Origin of the sequence: Microcystis sp. LE19-131.1A (assembly GCF_027532015.1) — a bacterium.
GTDB lineage: Bacteria > Cyanobacteriota > Cyanobacteriia > Cyanobacteriales > Microcystaceae > Microcystis > Microcystis ichthyoblabe_A.
On the sequence record NZ_JAPZSS010000085.1, the window covers coordinates 1 to 19,007 of the forward strand.

Consider the following 19,007-nt stretch of genomic DNA (forward strand, 5'->3'; position numbering starts at 1 on the left):
AAGCGTCTTAATAAACTGAATAGAAGAAAGTCGAAAAAGTTTAAGAGAGGACAAAAGCAGTCTAATAACTACAAAAAAGCTAGTCAAAAATACGCCAAGGGACATTTAAAAGTAAGTAGGCAACGAGAAGAGTTTGCTAAAAAATTGGCACTCCGTTTAATTCAGTCAAACGACTTGATAGCCCAGGTCGATTTAAAAGTCAAGAACCTTGTGCGTAATCGAAAACTAGCTAAGAGTATTAATGATGCTGGTTGGTCACAATTGAGAAAATGGATTGAGTATTTTGGCATTAAATACGGCAGATTAACTATTGCAGTTAATCCCGCCTATACCAGTCAAGAATGCCTTAATTGTGGTCGGTTAATCCAAAAGTCTCTATCAGTTAGAACTCATGTTTGTTCCTGCGGATATGTGGAAGATAGAGACAAAATGGCGGCCTTGAATATACTCAAAAAAGCTACGATAGGGCATATCGGAAGCTGGTCGTCAGACCTAAACGCTTGGGGAGATTTAAGCTCTATCTTGGTTGGTAGCAATACCTGTCAAGACAACTTGAGTCAGTGAACCAAGAATCCCTCGCTTTTAGCGATGGGAGTGTCAATAATCCCCAACCCCTGAAATTAACCTTAAGTGGGTGGGTGGAATTAAATAGAAGATGAACGTAGGTTGGGTTGAAGCATGAAACCCAACACCCGCTCATGTTACGCTACCGCTAACCCATCCGACAAATAATTGTGCCTCCCTACTTAACTTGATTAATTCTGCATCTATATCTATGAAAAGGCGAGATTTTATCTTATCGGCGGGGACAAGTTTCTTAACCGTGGCAGTAGGCTCAGTTTTAGCGGAAACTAAACCCAAACCAACTAACCCCACTCCCGCTCAAAAACCCGATGATTCCCTCTTAGTTCAATGGTTGGGTCATAGTTGCTTTTTATTCACCGGAGGAGGACAAAGAGTCCTAGTTAATCCTTTCCGGGCCATTGGTTGTACGGCGGGTTTTCCTTTGCCAAAAGTAGAAGCAGATATCGTTTTAATTAGTAGTCAACTGTGGGATGAAGGGGCTGCCGAGGGTTTACCCGGTAATCCGAAAATTTTGTTTGAGCCGGGGGCCTACGATCTGGGTAAATTAAAATTCCAGGGTATTAGTATCGCCCATGATCGCATGGGAGGGCAACGTTTCGGCATGAATGTGGCCTGGCGTTGGACCCAAGCGGGGATTAGTATTGTCCATTTAGGGGGGGCAGCAGCCCCGCTCGAATTAGAACAAAGAATTCTGCTGGGTTCGCCGGATTTAGCTTTTATTCCCGTGGGAGGTGGTCCAAAAAATTATAATCCCCAAGAGGCAAAACAGGCGATCGAAGTTTTACAACCGCGAATAGCTGTCCCGACGCAATACTTCACCAGTGCCGCCGATAAAAATGCCTGTGAATTGGTGTCTGTAGATGAGTTTCTCAAGTTAGTCAAGGATAAAAATATCCGTTTAATCGGGGACAATAAATTACGGATTCGTGCCGCCGATTTACCGAAAAAAGGGACGCTCATTCGCGTGTTTGACTACCGCAATCTGTTAGAGAAATCCTAACTTTTAGGAGCCATTGACCTAGGCCTGCTTTAGAGCATCTCCTAGTTCTCTAAAAATTGCTTTAACAATCTTATTAAAAATGTTTTTGCTGAAAGAATCTCGCTCTTTTTTTAGACAGGGATGGACAATTGCAGTTTTACTAATTGCCCTGCTTGTTTCCCTGCCAATTTTATCGGTGGCCAGTAGTTTATTAACTAATTCCAGTCAAGTCTGGCAACATCTGATCGAAACTGTTCTCTGGGATTATCTAGTTAATTCTTTTTGGTTAATGGGTGGGGTGGGTAGCGGTGTTTTAATCATCGGTGTTGGCACTGCTTGGTTAATAACGATGTGTCAATTTCCCGGTCGTCAACAATTTCAATGGTTATTATTACTACCCCTTGCCGCTCCTGCCTATCTCTTGGCCTATACTTATACCAATATGATGGACTATTTTGGTCCGGTGCAGACGTTCTTAAGAATTCTTTTCGCTTGGAATAGTGTCGAAGATTATTGGTTTCCTAATATCCGTTCTCTTTGGGGGGGGATTCTGATGTTAATACTGGTGCTTTATCCCTACGTTTATCTGTTAGCAAGGGTCGGTTTTTTAGAACAATCTGTCTGCACAGTGGAAGCAAGTCGCTCCTTGGGATGTAACCCTTGGCGCAGTTTTTTTACCGTCGCTTTACCCCTAACAAGACCGGCAATTATGGCAGGATTAGCCCTAGCTTTAATGGAAACTCTGAATGATTTTGGTACGGTGCAGTATTTCGGTATTAATGCTTTTACCACGGGGATTTATAATACTTGGTTCGGTATGGGCGATCGCATAGCAGCGGGACAGTTATCCACAGTTTTAATGGTATTTATCCTCGTTTTAGTTTTCCTTGAACAATCCTCCCGTCGTCAAGCTCGTTACTATGAAATGACCAATCGTTTCCAGTCACCGACTAAGTACGAACTAGGATTTGTTCGCAGTTTTTTGGCAATGATCTCCTGTTTTGTGCTGGTATTTCTGGGGTTTATTGCCCCTGCTTTTTATCTAGCTTATCTAGCCTTTAATCATGCCCAAGAAACTTTTAATAATGACTTTTTTAGTTTGTCACTAAACAGTTTTTTTCTGGCTAGTTTAAGCGCAATTATTGCGGTAGTTTTAGCTTTAATTCTCGCCTACGGGGAAAGACTTAATCCGAATAAAACTCTTAAGGGTTCTGTGCGGATTGCGGCCGCTGGTTATGCTATCCCCGGCATTGTTATCGCGGTGGGGGTTTTAATTCCTATCGGCAAATTAGATAACTTTTTCAATCAAGTATTAAATATCAATTTAATTCTGAGCGGCACGATTTTCTGTCTGATTTTTGCCTATATTGTCCGGTTTTTAGCCGTAGCTTTTTCCACGTTAGAATCGAGCTTAAGTAAAATTAAACCTAGTTTAGATGATGCTTCCCGCAGCCTTGGCTATGGCACTGGTGCCACTTTAATTAAAGTGCATATTCCTCTTTTGTCGGGGGGATTATTGACGGCGGCTATGTTAGTTTTTGTCGATGTGATGAAGGAATTACCCGCTACTTTGGTCCTAAGACCTTTTAATTTTGATACCCTAGCGGTGCGCGTTTATCAATACGCCAGTGATGAACGTTTGGTGGAAGCAGCAGCCCCGGCCCTGGCCATTGTCTTAGTGGGATTAATTCCGGTAATTTTTTTAAGTTGGCAAATTTCCCGACGGGCGATCGATTAAAGTGGTGGTCGATTCCTAGACCAGTTGGCGATCGGCCAGCAGCTTAGTTCTATAGTCTAGTACAAAATAATGTTACAGTTCTTGACAAGACTACTAGAGAGGGGGGGTGTCAGTGATAGGATTCCCTAAAACCCCTTTTCTTTATTTGTGTAGAGAGAACAACATCCTATGACAGAACTTTCTGGAAAAGCTCCCAAGTTCGGTGGCAGCACGGGCGGTTTACTCGCCAAAGCCGATCTGGAAGAAAAGTACGCCATCACCTGGACAAGCAGCAAAGAACAAGTCTTTGAAATGCCCACCGGTGGTGCCGCTATCATGAACGAAGGCGAAAATCTCCTCTATTTGGCCCGCAAAGAACAGGCGCTCGCTCTTGGTACCCAATTCCGGACGAAATTTAAGCCCAAAATCGAAGATTACAAAATCTATCGGATTTACCCCAGTGGTGAAGTGCAGTATCTCCACCCTGCTGATGGTGTCTTCCCCGAAAAAGTTAACGCTGGTCGTGAATTTTTCGGCAAAAAAGACCGCAATATCGGCAAAAACCCCGAACCAGCGACAATTAAGTTCTCTGGTGTCACTCCCTACGAAGCATAAATAAACCCTAAAATCGAGAGTGGGGAGTTAGATTTAGAAGCTATTTAGCCCCAAGATTTGACTTCCGACTCTCGATTTCTCTGATCGCAATCGGCTACAAGTGTTGTGCTGTCCGTTTCCTGAACCATCAAAATATGATCTTCCCCGACTTCGATCGCTTTCGTGAACTCGCCGGCCAAGGTAACTTTATTCCTGTCTATCAAGAATGGGTCGCTGACCTAGAAACACCCGTTTCGGCCTGGTATAAAGTTTGTGCCGATCAAGCCTACAATTTTTTATTAGAGTCGGTGGAAGGGGGCGAAACCTTGGGACGCTACAGCTTTTTAGGCGGCGATCCCGTCTGGGTATTGGAAGCGCGGGGAAACACCACCACCCAAACTTTTCGCAATGGTTCTCAAGAGATTTTTTCGGGGGATCCTTTCGAGATTTTAACCCAATGTTTAGACCCGATTGTGCCGGTTAAATTGCCGCAATTACCCGCCGGAATAGGGGGGTTATTTGGTTTTTGGGGTTATGAATTAATTAATTGGATTGAACCGCGAGTGCCTATTTATCCCGCTACGGATGCGGATCTACCGGATGGTATTTGGATGCAGGTGGATAATCTGATTATTTTCGATCAAGTTAAACGGAAAATCTGGGCGATAGCTTATGCCGATATCCGGGGTAATAATCCCGATTTAGAGGCCGCTTATCAAGCGGCCTGCGATCGAGTGACACAATTAGTTCTCAAGTTACGATTCCCCCTACCAACTAATGCCAAACCCCTGGAATTATTACCAGTTGGTCAGGGAAAAGAATTAGTCTATGAAAGCAATACAACTCAGGAAAAATTCTGTCAAAATGTCCTAAAAGCCAAGGATTATATCAAAGCGGGGGATATTTTTCAGGTGGTTATTTCCCAGCGTTTAAATGCCAATTATCATGGTCATCCCTTCGATTTATATCGTTCCTTGCGTCTGATTAATCCTTCTCCCTACATGGCTTTTTATAACTTTAAGGATTGGCAAATTATTGGCTCTAGTCCTGAAGTGATGGTTAAGGCAGAACGGGACGAATTAGGTAAAATAAGAGCTACGGTCAGACCAATTGCTGGAACCCGTCGCCGGGGACAAAACTTCGGTGAAGATCAAGCTTTAGCAATGGATTTACTGCAAGATCCCAAAGAAATTGCCGAGCATATTATGTTAGTGGATTTGGGTAGAAATGATCTAGGCCGGGTGTGCGATCGAGGTACGGTCAAAGTGGACGAATTAATGATAATTGAACGTTATTCCCACGTTATGCACATTGTTAGTAATGTGGTGGGGGATTTAGCAACCAATAAAAGTGCTTGGGATTTATTAAAAGCTTGTTTTCCGGCGGGAACTGTCAGTGGGGCCCCGAAAATTCGCGCTATGGAAATTATTCATGAATTGGAACCCTGTCGTCGTGGTCCCTATTCAGGGGTTTATGGTTACTACGATTTCGAGGGACAGTTAAATAGTGCCATCACAATTCGCACTATGATTGTTCGTCCCCAGGGTAATCAAAATTATCTGGTTTCTGTGCAAGCGGGAGCGGGGTTAGTAGCCGATTCTGAGCCGGAGAAAGAGTATGAAGAAACCCTCAACAAAGCCAGGGGTTTATTGGAGGCAATTCGCTGTTTAAGTTAGATTTTTTAGCCCAGGATCCTCCTCCTTTATTTAACCTCATGAGGAGGAAAAATATTTAATCGGTAGCGCTGGGGGAAACTCTGGTGCTGACAGAGTAGTCAACTTTATCCCTATTTCCATTAGTCACAGTAGTCATCTCTACCTCAGCGTTGGCATTCAAAATCACTTGACCACCACCCGCGCGAATACAGGCAAAAAAACCGTCCACAGTATCTGCGGGGATTCGGGTAAAACCCGTAGGACAATTGGGGTTATTAGCAGCCGCTGCTAACCTATCGGTGACGGGGGAAGGTATCCAAGAATTAATATCATAGTTGCCATCTTCGTCCAAGTTTGGACCATAGCGCCACAAGACTAGACCGGTCAAGCTATCTCCAGTCTGACTGTTTTGGGTATAGTAAACGATCTGTTCATTGAGCGGAGCCTGACCGGGATTGTTGGGGTCGGAAATTTGGAAAGCTAGAACTGCTCGCGCTCCTGTGGGTACTTGAGTACTCGTGATCGCAGCTTCAGAATCAGCGATAATTTTTGCCCGTCTCACTTCATCTGAAACAAACTCTAGAGTCCGATTAAGATTATTTTGGATTTCAGTACCGGCATTAGCTCGATAGTTACTTCTGAGCAGGTTAGTTACGCCAATTCCCGACACCGAGATGGCAATCAGCATCATCAAACTTGCCAGTAAAACTTCTGTAACCGAAAAACCAGCTTGTCGAACTGGTTGATGAGCTTGTCGAACCAACCGAGCGGATTTTTTTTGTAAACGGCCTAGGTGATTGATGTACCCTAAATAAAAACGCATAGCTTTAACCCGTGCCAATTTCTCTGTTCTGTACCCCCCTAAATATTTGGTATTTATTGCAGTCACAGAGGTTTTATTCAACTATCGGTCAATCAACTCAAAAGGTGTTTTCGGAAACCACTGAAAACTTACTACCACCTACTGCCTTCAAAATTTCCCTAGAAAACTCCCGATCAAAAATTTCTTGACCTAACTAACTTCACCACTAACCACATCATAGCCTAAAAAATCCCATAGATAGTAATTGAAGTGTGGCCAGAGAGCTGATTTTGTTCACAGCTATTATGGGAGTAAGTGGTTTTACAGCTAATTCCGTACATTTGTATTAGTATAATTGTTGACCCTCAAGGAGATAAGAGGGCCCAAGGACTGGTTACAATCAAGGATGAGTAATTTTTCGATCGATGTCATCTAAATAATCATGCGTCTCTTACACACCATGCTCCGGGTCAATAACTTGCAGGAATCTCTACAATTTTACTGCGATGTGCTAGGAATGAAGTTATTGCGCCGGAAAGACTATCCCAATGGTCAATTTACCCTCGCTTTCGTCGGTTATGGCGATGAGGCTAATCATGCTGTCATCGAACTGACCTATAATTGGGGAGTTGATCGCTACGAAGTCGGCAATGCTTACGGTCATATTGCCCTAGGCGTGGATGATATCTATAGCACCTGTGAGAAAATTCAATCTCTTGGTGGCAATGTCACCCGGGAACCAGGCCCGATGAAACACGGTTCTACGGTGATTGCTTTCGTGGAAGATCCTAATGGCTACAAGATCGAGTTAATTCAACTAGGAACCCAGGGTGCTGCCGTGACTACGGCTTAATCAAAAACTTATGTCTGTTGAAATTGAACGGAAATTTCTGGTTAAAGGGGATGACTGGCGATTGCTTGCGACTGGGAAGTTGTATCGTCAGGGATATATTCCTACCCAAGATGGATTGACAACCGTGCGGGTTCGTGTGGTTGGAGAGCGGGGTTATTTAACCATTAAAGGCAAGACTGAGGGCATTAGTCGCCAAGAATTCGAGTATGTAATTCCCCTAGAAGATGCGGTGCTTATGTTAGAAAACCTCTGTAAAAAACCTTTAATTGAAAAGATTCGTCATCGCATTTGTCTGGATAATTTAACTTGGGAAGTTGATGAATTTTTGGGAGATAATCAAGGTTTGATTATGGCTGAAATTGAGTTAGAACAAGAGGATCAAGTCATTACTATTCCCGATTGGATCGGGGAAGAAGTCACGGGAGATGAGCGATACTACAATATCAATTTACAGAAATTTCCCTATAAAATGTGGTGATTGTAGTATTAATTTACTCCCAGTTTAACTCTGGGTAGATAGGGCTTTTTCTGCTTCGTTTAGCTTATTCGTTACCCGTCGGAGAACGCCATTAATAAAACGATAACCTTCATCATCAGAATAACGTTTGGCTAATTCGATCGCCTCATTAATTGCTACTTTTTGAGGTATATCGAGATAGAGCATTTCTGCCACGGCAATTTGCAGGATATCCCGATCGATTCTCGGTAAACGATGCAGTTGCCAATCCACTAAAGCGCTGGTTAATTCCTGTTCAATTTCCGCACGACGACGATAGACTGTACCGATTAATTCTAGGGCATATTCCCGCACTTCGTACTGACTAGATAACTGGACAATTTCTGGAAAATCTATCACGGTTCCTAAACGATTAATGGCATTGTGGGTAAGAGAAATTGCCTCTTTTACCATAGTTTGGGCGCTTTTTAGATTTGTTGCCTTAGTATCACTAGCGAGAATCCGTTCATTACCACGACTAATTTCAGCAGCGGCGGTTTCTAAGGTTTCTTGAATTTCTAGGGTTAAGGTTCTAACTGCGACTAAAATTAAATCGTTTAAAGTTTGCTGTTCCAGGTTTTCAGGATTGCCTTTAATCTGACTTAAACTCAAAAGGGCAAGTTCTCGAGCAATGCGACGGGGTTGTTGACGGGGAGGCATAGAAGTTTAGAAGGAGAGGAAAGAAAATTATACAACTTTATTGATCGCTATTCGGTTGGGTTAATTTTTCTCGGCGATCAATTTTTGACTAACTTCTACTTTAGCATAAAAGCCGCCAAAGATTTAACTTTTCAAGTTTTAATGAGACAAAAGACAATATCTATCTTGAATCTCCCCTAATTTAGTCTCAGCTTCTTGAGCATTAATAGCTAATTGAGCAAACTCTAGAAAGCGTTTTAATTCCTTGCGTAATAAATTCCTTTCTACTTCCCAGGTTTCTCGATCTAAGGTGGGTGGCATAACGATCATATCAAATAAAGTGGCCTGTTTTTTATCGGGATGGGGGCGCAATATTCGCCCGCGACGCTGAATAAATTGGCGAGGATTACCACTACTAGCCAGAATGACTGCGTTTTGAATTGATGGCAGATCTACTCCCTCATCTAAACATCTAATTGCCACTAATCCTTGCAGATAACCCTCCTCAAATTGTTGGCGAATTTTTTCTCGTTCTTCTAGGGAAGTTTCTGCGGTGTAGGTAGCAACTCGATAACCTAATTGATTGCCTAATAAATGAGTAACTGCCTCTACCTGACGACGATAATTAGCCGTATAATTTTCTACATAACCATCCCCACAATAAAATAAAGTATGATCCGTATCTAAACGCTCTTGCATCAATTGTTGTAAAGCCTGTAATTTATTACTCGCTGAACCAATTAATCGCGATCTTTGCATTAGCAATGCTGTTAAATTTTCATTGCCATTTAAATTACTATTTTTCTGCAAAGTCCAGCCGATTTTCTGGGTCAATTTTGCGTATAATAAAGCCTCATTATCGGTTAATTCAACCAAGACTGGATGATAAAAATAATTAACTAAAGCACCTTTGCTAATAGCATCAGCTAGGGTAAATTCTGGTTGTAGAATTTGTCCAAAATAATCAAGAATAGCGTCGGTTCCTTCCTCATCAAAATATCTTTCAGGAGTGGCAGATAAAGCCAATCTTAGACCTAAAGAACGGGGTAATAATTCTTCTAATCGGGGGGAACCTAAATTATGGGCTTCATCACCAACGATTAAAGTTTTATCGGGAAAAAATTTGATTTGTGATTGAAACCCCTCGCTAATAAAAGTTGAGTTAGTAGTTAAAATAGTGACAAATTTTTGATTACCCGCTTGCACATTATATAATTCTGTGGATAGTTGACTTTGCCATGTGTGGACACTTTCGTAGGCTAAAATCGGTTTAAGATTAAATTTTTCCGCTTCTCGTTGCCATTGATTGACTAGGTGACGATAGGGACAAATTACTAATAATACCTGCAGTTCTATCGCTTCATAAAGTTCCATGGCAATAGCTAAAGCAGTAATGGTTTTACCGCTGCCGGTGGCCATTTTTAAAGTTCCTCGTCCCCGATTACGAAACCAACTGATAATCGCTGTATTTTGGTAGTCTCTCAACTCTAAATCGGGGGGAATCCTAGGAATACCAGAGGGATTAACTCGATAGAATCCTCGCAATTCAGCAACTTGCTTGATTTTGTGGGAACTGAGAAAATCCCTAGTTATTTTTTCCCAATCTATCCAGCAACTATTCATAGGACCTCTTGTAAAAATCAAAAATTGTTGTTAGGGTTAGTAGTCGGTCGTCAGGAGATTGTTTTTATTTATAGCGTTTCCTGTTCGCAAGAGGTTTATAATACTAAATCCTGTTTAAAAGGTATAGGATGGTGGGAAGTGGGAGAAACAATCCATAGCTTGGCAGTTTATCACAGTATTATAAATAGTTTTGGTATAAGTTTAAAAATAGCAAAAAGTCAAAAACCTAAAAACTAAAGGTTGCTCTTTATACAATTGGGATGGACTAAAAAGACCATCCCACAGCTATCAAACCACTCTTAACTGTTATCGTAGAAACCTAGACAATGATTAGAGGATAATTTACATGGTCGCTACTTCTTCTTTTTGGGGAGTATTTTGCCGAAGTTTTTCTTGATCTTGGCGACGTTTTTTAGCATAAAGTTGGATTGTCACTGCCATTAATACCACTAAAGCTACAATTAACCAAGTGGTCAAATCGAGGGGTAATTGGTTTTTAAATACTGCCAAAAGGACAATAACTACCAATAACAGGGTTGGTGCTTCATTTAAGGCCCGAAATTGCTGTCCCGTCCAATTACATTCCCCTTTTTCTAGCTTCTTCATGATGCGACCACAGTAGAAATGATAGAGCAGTAAAAGAGCCACAAAGGATAATTTAATATGTAACCATCCCGATTTTAAAATTTCTGGTTCTGTGGAGATTAAACCGATCGCCATGGCCACGGTGACAATCATCCCCGGTGTGGTAATGATATTGTAGAGTCGCTTCTCCATGATCTCGTATTGTGCTTTCAGAATAGCTTGTGCGGGTTCCGTTTCTGTTGCTGCCTCCGCATGATAGACAAACAAACGTACTAAATAAAATAGTCCCGCAAACCAAACAACTACCCCAATCAGGTGAAATGCTTTAAACCAATAGTAAGCCATAGTCTATATTGTGATGTGAGTCCCGAATTAATTAGTCTAAGAGTTATCCATGCTTTCCCAGACCATCCCTATACAAAAGTTTAGACGGAAAATGGGGATTGGGGAGCAGGGGGAAGGGAGAGGGGTGTAGGGTGTGGGGTGTGGGGAGCTTTTTCAGTAAACAATAAACTAAAAACTCACATCTGATAACTGATAACTGATAACTGTCTCCTAACCCAATGTTGGACAAAGATAAGCAAAAATTATTGATTAACTCCACAAACTTGAGAATATTTAAATTAACATTCCGCAATATTTACAAATTCTTAAAAATTAATTGAGAAAGATTTTTATTTAACAACGATGTTATGCTGGTTACAGCGATTTTACTGAATTTCATAATGGGTTTTTCTGTGCTTTTTTGGGCAGCAACGGTTGAAACCCTTGCCACACCTAGAAGGTGATCCTAATTAAGACAGGTAAATGAGTCAATTTCACCCATAACGATGATCTTTTTTTTGTGTAGTTTTATTGCAAAAAAAAAGTTTTTTTGACAAAAAGCACAAATTATGCTGCGGTCTAGCGGATTTCTAGCTGCGAGTAATTATGGGAGAGAAGGGAGCAAGGAGAGAAAGTTCGAGCATTTGTACTAAAAATTCTCATAGGCAGTTTAAATTCAGTACAACAAACCCTAATTATCTAAGAGCAAAGGTCGCAGAAAACCGCCATAATTCTCGTCATCCGTACCGATAAAGACTTCTACTTCACCTCTAGGAGATTCTCTGGTAGTCACCGCTTCCACTTTCGAGCCATCGATTTCTGCAATTTTTTGGGGATTAGGGGCAAGAATTAGGCTATTATCGGCTGTAACTTGACCGATACGGTAAACAGCACTTCTAAACACCCCCGCACTATCTGGATCGTAAGCAGAAGCTATGTAGATATTACCTTGCTTATCTACGGCTAAATCGGAGATGGGGCGAATATTTTTACCGCTACCAAAAGGACTCCGAAAAGTTACCGACTGAAATTCCCCGAATTTTAAGGGATTGAACGAGATATCCGTCCAGCGAATCTTTGTACTCTCTTGACTATCGGCCCGTTCTGCGTAGATAAATAGATAACGATCGCCTTGCCGACTAACAGCGATCGCCTCTACATTGTCCACCGCGATCGGCCAATTTATTTGCTCAACTATCTTGACTTTTTGCTGGCTGTATGCTGCTAAAAACAGTCTTTGAAAAGGTTTTTTCTCGCCACTTTCAGCCAACAAAAATAAGTTAGTTTGAGGAATATGAGTAATACTTTCGAGATCGTTACTCAATCCCTCTGGATTTGGCCAATCTACCCTTAAAACCTGCCATAATAGCGGTTTTTCCTGCGTAGGTAGCTGTAAAAGACTGAGTCTTGCTTGAGATGGATCACTTTTTTTGCCCTTATTTTTGGCATCGTGAACCCCTAGAAAAATATCTGCTTCCACCCAAGCTAAACCACTGAGATCTGGAAGATAAGTCTCCAGTCGTCTCGATTCTTGAGCAAAAGAGACTTGCGCGGCCGAAAAAAAGAAAATTAGCGTTAAAATACCCGAAAAAACTGTTTTTAATCGGCTATTCTTGCTAAAAAATGCTCTATTCTCTAACATCTCTTCCCTAACTCCCAATATCACTGATTAACTCCTCCACCACCCGATTTAAACCGACGGAATGGGAAGCCTTGCATAAAATGCGATCGCCTGAATCAATCACTTCCTTTAAACGATTAATTAAATCTGCGTGAGTTTGAAAACATTCGCAAGCGACCCCAGTAGCGGCCTCAGCAATAAACTTAGCTTCTGGGTCATCCACCAAGACAAACAAGCGATCTATGCCTAGTTTTTGCACCCTCTCACCGACTTGGCGATGTAATTGCTCCGAAAAAGACCCTAACTCCTTCATCGTGCCTAAAACAGCAAGATGACGCTGACCGGGGGTAGCTTTCAGTAAATCCAAGGCCGCTAACATTGATTCTAGACCGGCGTTATAGGTTTCATCGAGGAGTAGGATATCTGGCTCTAATTGGTAACGTTTGGCCCGACCACTGGGTAAATTAACTTTAATTCCCTGTTGCAAAGAAGTCCAATCGATGCCTAAAATTTTCGCTACAGCCAAGGCTGCCATAAAATTTAAAGCGTGATGACGACCAGATAAAGGTAAGTTAAAATCTAGTCCATTGACTCGTAAAGTAGTTAAATCCAGTAATTCCCCGACTATATCGCCGCCAGAGAAGCCATAGGTAATTGTTTCCCCCTGCCATACCCGTTTAGCTGTTTCCGTAAGTAAAGGGTGATCGTAGTTAAGAACAGCTATACTACCAGAAGGAGACTCGGACAATAACTCGCATTTAGCCTCTGCGATCGCCGATTCCGACCCTAAACGACCGATGTGAGCGGTTCCCACATTAGTAATCACTGCGATGGTCGGTTGGGCGATTTGAGCGAGCAGGGCAATTTCTCCTCGTCCCCGCATTCCCATCTCGATTACGGCACTATCGTGAGTTTCATCCAGTTCGAGGAGAGTTTTCGGCACTCCGATCTCATTGTTATAATTAGCCAGGGTTTTGTGTACCTTTCCCCGGGTTGCTAATAGGGAGGCGATTAATTCTTTAGTGGTGGTTTTTCCCACCGATCCCGTAATAGCAATCACGGGTATAGTAAATTGATTCCGCCACCAGTGGCCTAATTGCTGATAGGTTTCTAGGGTGTTCTGGACTAGGAATACAGGAATATTTTTAGAAGAATTTACCGAAACTGGCTGATCAACAATCAAGGCCGCTGCTCCTCTTTCGATAGCCATATCGATAAAATCATGACCATTAAAATTATCACCTTTTAAGGCTAAAAATGCTTGTCCTGACTCAATACTGCGGCTATCGGTATTAATGCCAGATACTAAACTATCGGGACTAAAACTTATGTCAGCTTTATCTTGTAAGGACAATAATTGAGCTAGTTGATTCAGGGATAAATGACAGGGCATAGACAGTAAAAATAATTAGAGTAAATTCCGAATAATCTGAAAGATAGATTGAGGTTTAACGGGGACTTAGATCAGATAAAATCGATTCTTCTTGGCTCTCTCAATCGCACCGTGTGCAATGTAGGGACGCAACGCTTGCGCCCATAATCTAATATTGTGAATATTTTTGACCCCATGTCCGAGAGAGCCAACTCGATGGCGTAGAATGACCCAAAATAGGGACAGCCTAAGAAGGGAGCATCTACTATCTAATCACAATTGACTCCTTTACAGCAGTTATCTGATCACCTCCGTAGGACTAGGGTTATTGCTCAACAGGTGGGGAGCGAGGATTAAAAAGTTAAGTAATCTCAACTTCTAGGCAATGACACCCCGGAGCTAGGGGATAATTAAACCATCGTCATTTAGGCTGCGTCTATCCGTGAAAATTATCGTTATCGGCAGTGGTGGTCGAGAACACGCTCTAGCTTGGAAACTCCTACAATCGCCTCAAGTAGAACAAGTGTTCTGTATTCCAGGTAATGGGGGAACGGCAATTTTACCTCAATGTGAAAATATCCCCCTAGCAATGGAGGATTTTGCTGAAATTAGCCGTTTTGCCCAGGAAAATAGCGTCGATTTGGTGGTTGTCGGTCCAGAATATCCCCTCTCCCTCGGCATTACCGATTATCTTCTCGCCCAAGAAATTGCCGTTTTTGGCCCCACACAAACCGGGGCCTTAATTGAATCGAGCAAATCCTGGGCAAAAGAATTAATGAGCGAAGCCGGAGTTATCACCGCCACTTCCGAAACCTTTACCGATGCAGAATTAGCAAAAACTTATATCCGAGAGCAAGGAGCGCCAATTGTGGTGAAAGCCGACGGATTAGCCGCAGGAAAAGGGGTAATTGTCGCCGAAACCGTAGATATGGCCCTAGAAGCGATCGATGATCTTTTTACCAGTGGCTTTACTAAAGTCGTGGTGGAAGAATTCCTAGAGGGAGAAGAAGTGTCTATCCTCACCCTCACCGATGGGATCAGTTTTCGTTCCCTGCTACCCGCCCAAGATCACAAGCGGATCGGTGAAGGCGATACCGGCAAAAATACCGGCGGTATGGGAGTTTATGCCCCCGCACCCATAGCCACCGCCGCCATTATCGAAGCGGTGGACCGAGACATCCTCGCCCCCATCGTCGCCACCCTGCAAAAACGCGGCATTGACTATCGGGGAGTCCTCTACGCGGGTTTAATGATTTCCCCCGCCGGAGAGCCAAAAGTTCTCGAATTTAACTGTCGTTTTGGCGATCCCGAAACTCAAGCGGTTTTACCCCTACTGGAAACTGCCCTGGCACCGCTGCTGCTGGCTTGCGCTCAACAAAAATTAACTGATTTCCCCTCTTTACAATGGCGATCTGGTAGTGCCGTTTGTGTGGTGGCTGCCTCTGCTGGTTATCCCGACCACTACGAAAAAGGCCAGTTAATCACGGGAATTAAGGCAGCTGAAACCGCAGGGGCGATCGTTTTCCACGCCGGCACGGTTTTAAAACACGGCGATATCTTTACCGATGGCGGCCGGGTTTTGGGTGTCACTGCTATGGGAGCTAATTTTAATCAGGCGATCGAACTTGCCTATCAATCGGTGAACAGGATACACTTTCAGGGCATCTATTATCGTCGCGATATCGGCCACCGGGTAAGGGAAAAATAAGGGTCAGTATTGAGGCAGGGGTAAGGGGGTTTTGAGGATTAATTTATTAGCCAATTGCCCCTTTTTTCCGCCTCTCTGACCGAATGCTCACCTCTTTCTAGGGTAATCCCTAACAAAGGCGCATCTGATTTGTCAAAAAACCAGTAACTATTGATAAAATCATGAAACTGAATCGCCTAACCAAATTGCCATCCCTATGCGAATTTTGCTCTATTCTTATAACTATTATCCTGAACCGATCGGCATTGCTCCCCTAATGACAGAATTGGCGGAGGGATTGGTTAAAAGAGGTCATCAAGTTAGGGTTTTAACCGCCTTTCCTTGGTATCCTAATAGTGAAATCGATCCCGAATACCGAGGAAAAATCTATCTGGAAGAAGAACGAAATGGTGTTAAAATTCAACGTTCCTACGTTTGGGCGCGCCCCGAAAGAAGTTTAAAAAATCGAATTTTCTTTGAATTGAGCTTTGTTTTTTTGAGTTTCTTTCAGGCTCTCAAAGGTGAAAAACCCGATCTAATTTTCTTAACTGTCCCCGGATTACCCGTTTGCGTTCCCGCAGCTTTATTGAGTAAATTATATGGGGTACCGATTATTCTAAACTTACAGGATATTCTGCCCGATGCGGCAGTTCATGTGGGATTATTAACTAATCAGAAAATGATTAAGGTTTTTAGTGGTCTCGAAAAATTTGCCTACAAAAATGCCAGCAAAATCTCGGTTATTGCCGATGGTTTTACCAAAAACCTTCTAACTAAAAATGTGCCGAGTCAGAAAATTATTGAAATTCCTAATTGGGTGGATGTGAGCTTTATTAAACCTCTGCCGAAAAACAATAATTATTTCCGCCAAGAAAATCATCTTGAGGGCAAGTTTATTGTTTTATATTCTGGCAATATTGCCCTAACTCAACCCTTGGAAACTTTAATCGATGCCGCAGTTCACTTAGTTAATATTCCTGAGATTCAAGTGGTAATTGTTGGTAAAAAAGAGGCACTTGATCGCCTAGAAAAGTATCGCCAACAACAGGGGGCCAGTAATGTGCTTTTATTACCCTTTCAACCCCGGGAAAAATTACCAGAAATGTTAGCCGCCGCTGATGTGGGTATGGTGATGCAAAAACATAACGTGATTTCCTTTAATATGCCGTCCAAAATTCAGGTATTATTAGCTAGTGGCCGTGCTATTATTGCTTCTGTTCCCGCCGCTGGAACTGCTGCTAGGGCGATCGAGCGTAGTGGTGGTGGTTTGGTGGTTAATCCTGAAGATCCGGAGGCATTAGCTACGGCTATTTTAAAGCTATACAAAAACCCAGATTTAGCAACTATACTAGGAGAAAAAGGACGACAATACGCGGAGGAAAATTATGCCTTTGAAAAGACTTTGGATCAATACGAAAATCTTTTTTCTCAAGTAATTAGTTAATAATTAGGGTAAGTAGTTATAATTAAATTGAAGATAGATCCCCCCTTAATCCCCCCTTGATAAGGGGGGTATCTGACAATTTTTAATACCTACCTATAGGGAATAGGGGAATTTCAACTAAAACCCTAAAACCCTAAAACCCCATCAGCTAACCTCTAACTCCCACTTAACTATTTTCATGTTTGATAATTTCTCAAAAAAACTCCCCTGGCAAAGTCTCAAACAAGCGATCGCTTTTGTCTTAACAATTATTGCTTTAACTCCAGTGGTTACAGCTTTAATTTCTAGTGTTAATCAGCCCCAAATCCAATCGAATATTCAACTATATCAAACCAATCTCAACCTACAAGTCACGACTCTCAGCAGCGATGCTGACCCTAATAGCGAGGAATTTGCTAATCTTAAATTAATGCAAACTTCCCTGATCGGTGAAGATCCCTACAGCACTGCCGAGGAACAGTATTTATCAGCCCAGAAAAGTGCCAAAAAAACAATCACCGAACTAGAAAAATCAGCAGTTAATCCCGAACAAAAAAAATCTCTTGAGCGCGAAATCAATTCCTTAAAAGATTTAGAGCTAAAATTAAGTCTCATTCAAGCTAGTCAAGGTGACTTGGATTCAGCACGGCAAATCTGGCAAGACATCAAGGAAAAATCAGCATTTAAGAACTATAAGCCTGCTGTTTTAAAAAATGCGCTGCTGTTAGAGGGATTGTACAGTGAACCCCCCCAAATTGCTGCCGATGCTGAAGCGAGAATCGAGCGCAATTTTCAAGGATGGTTTCGTTATATCATTCTGGAAAAATTATATAGTCTCGAAAATCGTCAAGAGGATTTACTCGCTTTAGAGGAAGAACAGAGTGAAGTGGCGGCTAATGCCTTAATTAAACTAATTTTAGTGGCTTTGTTGCCTCTTATCGGCGGTTTAATCGGTTTTGTGCTGTTGATATTTTTATTAGTGCAGTGGCTGCTCCGTAAACAGCGATCGCTGCTCTTTCTAGATGATAGTCTCGCTTGGCAAACTAAGTGGGGAGGAGAAACCCTCTGGTGGGGAATAATTATCGGTTTCTTTTTCGTCGGACAAATTGTTTTACCGGTAATTTTCGGGATTTTATCGAGTTTCTTGAGTCTCAATCCCGAACAATTTAACCTAGAAGCTAAAGCAATATACGTTGTAGTTAGTTATTTAGCCTTAACAGTGAGCAGTTTATCGGTTTTATACCTAGCAATCAAGCCTTTTCGCCCTTTACCTCCCGATTGGTTTCGTTTTAAACTCTTTAGTCCTTGGCTTCTCTGGGGATTAGCCGGCTATTTTGTCGCTTTACCCCTGGTTATTATCGTTTCTTTGCTCAATCAACTAATTTGGCAAGGACAAGGAGGCAGTAACCCGCTGCTGACTTTAGCCCTAGAATCCCAGAATACCTTCGCTTTAATCTGTTTTGGCTTTACTGCTTCCCTTGCCGCTCCTTTTTTCGAGGAAATTGTCTTTCGCGGCTTTTTACTAGCTTCTTTGACTCGTTATCTGCCTGTTTGGGGTGCAATTGCGCTTAGTAGTTTGATTTTCGCCCTTGCTCACCAAAATTTGTCAGAAGTGCTGCCTTTAACCGTCCTAGGTTGTGTTCTTGGCTTTGTTTACACCCGCTCGAAAAATTTATTATCCTCGATGTTGGTTCATAGTCTCTGGAATGGTGGCACCCTGTTAAGTTTATTTTTATTGGGCAGCGGTGCGGGTTAAGTGAGGTCAAAAGTCTCTGGTTTTCGGGGTAGTCTAGGGATGATGACAAATACCGTCTAATTAATTATCAACCTATCTCTGTTGGACAAACCATGACTATCGCTCAAAGCTTACCCCTAGTGGAGTCTCATGTAAACCCCGAGATAATCTTCCCAGAAGGCGAATTTTGGAGTGATGAACCACCCTTGGAAAGTAACCTACATCTACAACAAATTATTTTATTAATTCAGTGTTTAGAATGGTGGTGGCGCGAGCGAGAAGATTATTTTGCCGCCGGCAATTTAACCATTTATTAC

Annotated in this window: 16 protein-coding genes and 1 pseudogene; 11 read left to right on the forward strand and 6 right to left on the reverse strand. The window is 42.3% G+C overall.

All coding sequences use genetic code 11. The annotated features are described in order from the left end of the window. From O9323_RS07700 to trpE, 5 genes are all read left to right on the forward strand, one after another. Positions 1 to 564, forward strand: a 564-nt coding sequence (locus O9323_RS07700; protein WP_288124909.1) for an RNA-guided endonuclease InsQ/TnpB family protein, incomplete at its 5' end; no start/stop codon positions are given. A gap of 211 nt (positions 565 to 775) precedes the next feature. Continuing rightward, entirely contained in the window at positions 776 to 1,585 is an 810-nt protein-coding gene (locus O9323_RS07705) for an MBL fold metallo-hydrolase (RefSeq protein WP_002756152.1), read from the forward strand. Between the two features lie 79 nt (positions 1,586 to 1,664). Then, positions 1,665 to 3,302, forward strand: a complete 1,638-nt coding sequence (locus O9323_RS07710) for an ABC transporter permease (RefSeq protein WP_002756150.1) — start codon at positions 1,665 to 1,667, stop codon at positions 3,300 to 3,302. A 168-nt stretch (positions 3,303 to 3,470) separates the two neighbouring features. Further along, complete coding sequence (locus O9323_RS07715) at positions 3,471 to 3,896, forward strand: photosystem I reaction center subunit II PsaD (protein ID WP_002738785.1); 426 nt, start codon at positions 3,471 to 3,473, stop codon at positions 3,894 to 3,896. A gap of 134 nt (positions 3,897 to 4,030) precedes the next feature. Continuing rightward, positions 4,031 to 5,551 (forward strand): anthranilate synthase component I, encoded by a 1,521-nt coding sequence (gene trpE, locus O9323_RS07720; protein WP_149107727.1) that lies wholly within the window; start codon positions 4,031 to 4,033, stop codon positions 5,549 to 5,551. A gap of 55 nt (positions 5,552 to 5,606) precedes the next feature. Here the strand turns inward: trpE and O9323_RS07725 are convergent, their stop codons facing one another. Then, complete coding sequence (locus O9323_RS07725; protein WP_288124910.1) at positions 5,607 to 6,353, reverse strand: PulJ/GspJ family protein; 747 nt, start codon at positions 6,351 to 6,353, stop codon at positions 5,607 to 5,609. Between the two features lie 421 nt (positions 6,354 to 6,774). Between O9323_RS07725 and gloA the strand changes: the two genes are divergently transcribed. Then, positions 6,775 to 7,185, forward strand: coding sequence for a lactoylglutathione lyase (gene gloA / locus O9323_RS07730; protein ID WP_016516529.1), 411 nt, complete (start codon positions 6,775 to 6,777; stop codon positions 7,183 to 7,185). A gap of 10 nt (positions 7,186 to 7,195) precedes the next feature. Then, entirely contained in the window at positions 7,196 to 7,663 is a 468-nt protein-coding gene (locus O9323_RS07735) for a CYTH domain-containing protein (protein ID WP_002756145.1), read from the forward strand. A 24-nt stretch (positions 7,664 to 7,687) separates the two neighbouring features. Here the strand turns inward: O9323_RS07735 and nusB are convergent, their stop codons facing one another. The 5 genes from nusB to O9323_RS07760 form a co-directional block, all read right to left on the reverse strand. Next, positions 7,688 to 8,341 (reverse strand): transcription antitermination factor NusB, encoded by a 654-nt coding sequence (nusB, locus tag O9323_RS07740; protein WP_002756142.1) that lies wholly within the window; start codon positions 8,339 to 8,341, stop codon positions 7,688 to 7,690. A gap of 138 nt (positions 8,342 to 8,479) precedes the next feature. Then, a complete protein-coding gene (locus tag O9323_RS07745) occupies positions 8,480 to 9,943 on the reverse strand; it encodes a DNA phosphorothioation system restriction enzyme (RefSeq protein ID WP_002756139.1) in 1,464 nt (487 codons plus the stop codon). 342 nt (positions 9,944 to 10,285) lie between these two features. Then, positions 10,286 to 10,873, reverse strand: coding sequence for a protoporphyrinogen oxidase HemJ (gene hemJ, locus O9323_RS07750; RefSeq protein WP_149107731.1), 588 nt, complete (start codon positions 10,871 to 10,873; stop codon positions 10,286 to 10,288). A 670-nt stretch (positions 10,874 to 11,543) separates the two neighbouring features. Continuing rightward, the gene (locus tag O9323_RS07755) at positions 11,544 to 12,494 is read right to left on the reverse strand and encodes an SdiA-regulated/phytase-like domain-containing protein (RefSeq protein ID WP_043998717.1); all 951 of its coding nucleotides are present in this window, start codon (positions 12,492 to 12,494) and stop codon (positions 11,544 to 11,546) included. 7 nt (positions 12,495 to 12,501) lie between these two features. After that, positions 12,502 to 13,866: a UDP-N-acetylmuramoyl-tripeptide--D-alanyl-D-alanine ligase gene (locus O9323_RS07760; RefSeq protein ID WP_288124911.1), complete on the reverse strand. Its 1,365-nt coding sequence runs from the start codon at positions 13,864 to 13,866 to the stop codon at positions 12,502 to 12,504. 421 nt (positions 13,867 to 14,287) lie between these two features. Here O9323_RS07760 and purD point away from each other — a divergent pair, with 421 nt between their 5' ends. The 4 genes and pseudogenes from purD to O9323_RS07780 all read left to right on the forward strand — a co-directional run. Beyond that, entirely contained in the window at positions 14,288 to 15,553 is a 1,266-nt protein-coding gene (purD, locus tag O9323_RS07765; protein ID WP_002738651.1) for a phosphoribosylamine--glycine ligase, read from the forward strand. Positions 15,554 to 15,749: 196 nt separating this feature from the next. Continuing rightward, positions 15,750 to 16,976, forward strand: a complete 1,227-nt coding sequence (locus tag O9323_RS07770) for a glycosyltransferase family 4 protein (RefSeq protein ID WP_288124912.1) — start codon at positions 15,750 to 15,752, stop codon at positions 16,974 to 16,976. Positions 16,977 to 17,154: 178 nt separating this feature from the next. Continuing rightward, positions 17,155 to 18,711: a CPBP family intramembrane glutamic endopeptidase gene (locus tag O9323_RS07775; protein ID WP_288124913.1), complete on the forward strand. Its 1,557-nt coding sequence runs from the start codon at positions 17,155 to 17,157 to the stop codon at positions 18,709 to 18,711. 92 nt (positions 18,712 to 18,803) lie between these two features. Further along, a pseudogene (locus O9323_RS07780) lies at positions 18,804 to 19,007 on the forward strand (Uma2 family endonuclease); the annotation flags it as partial.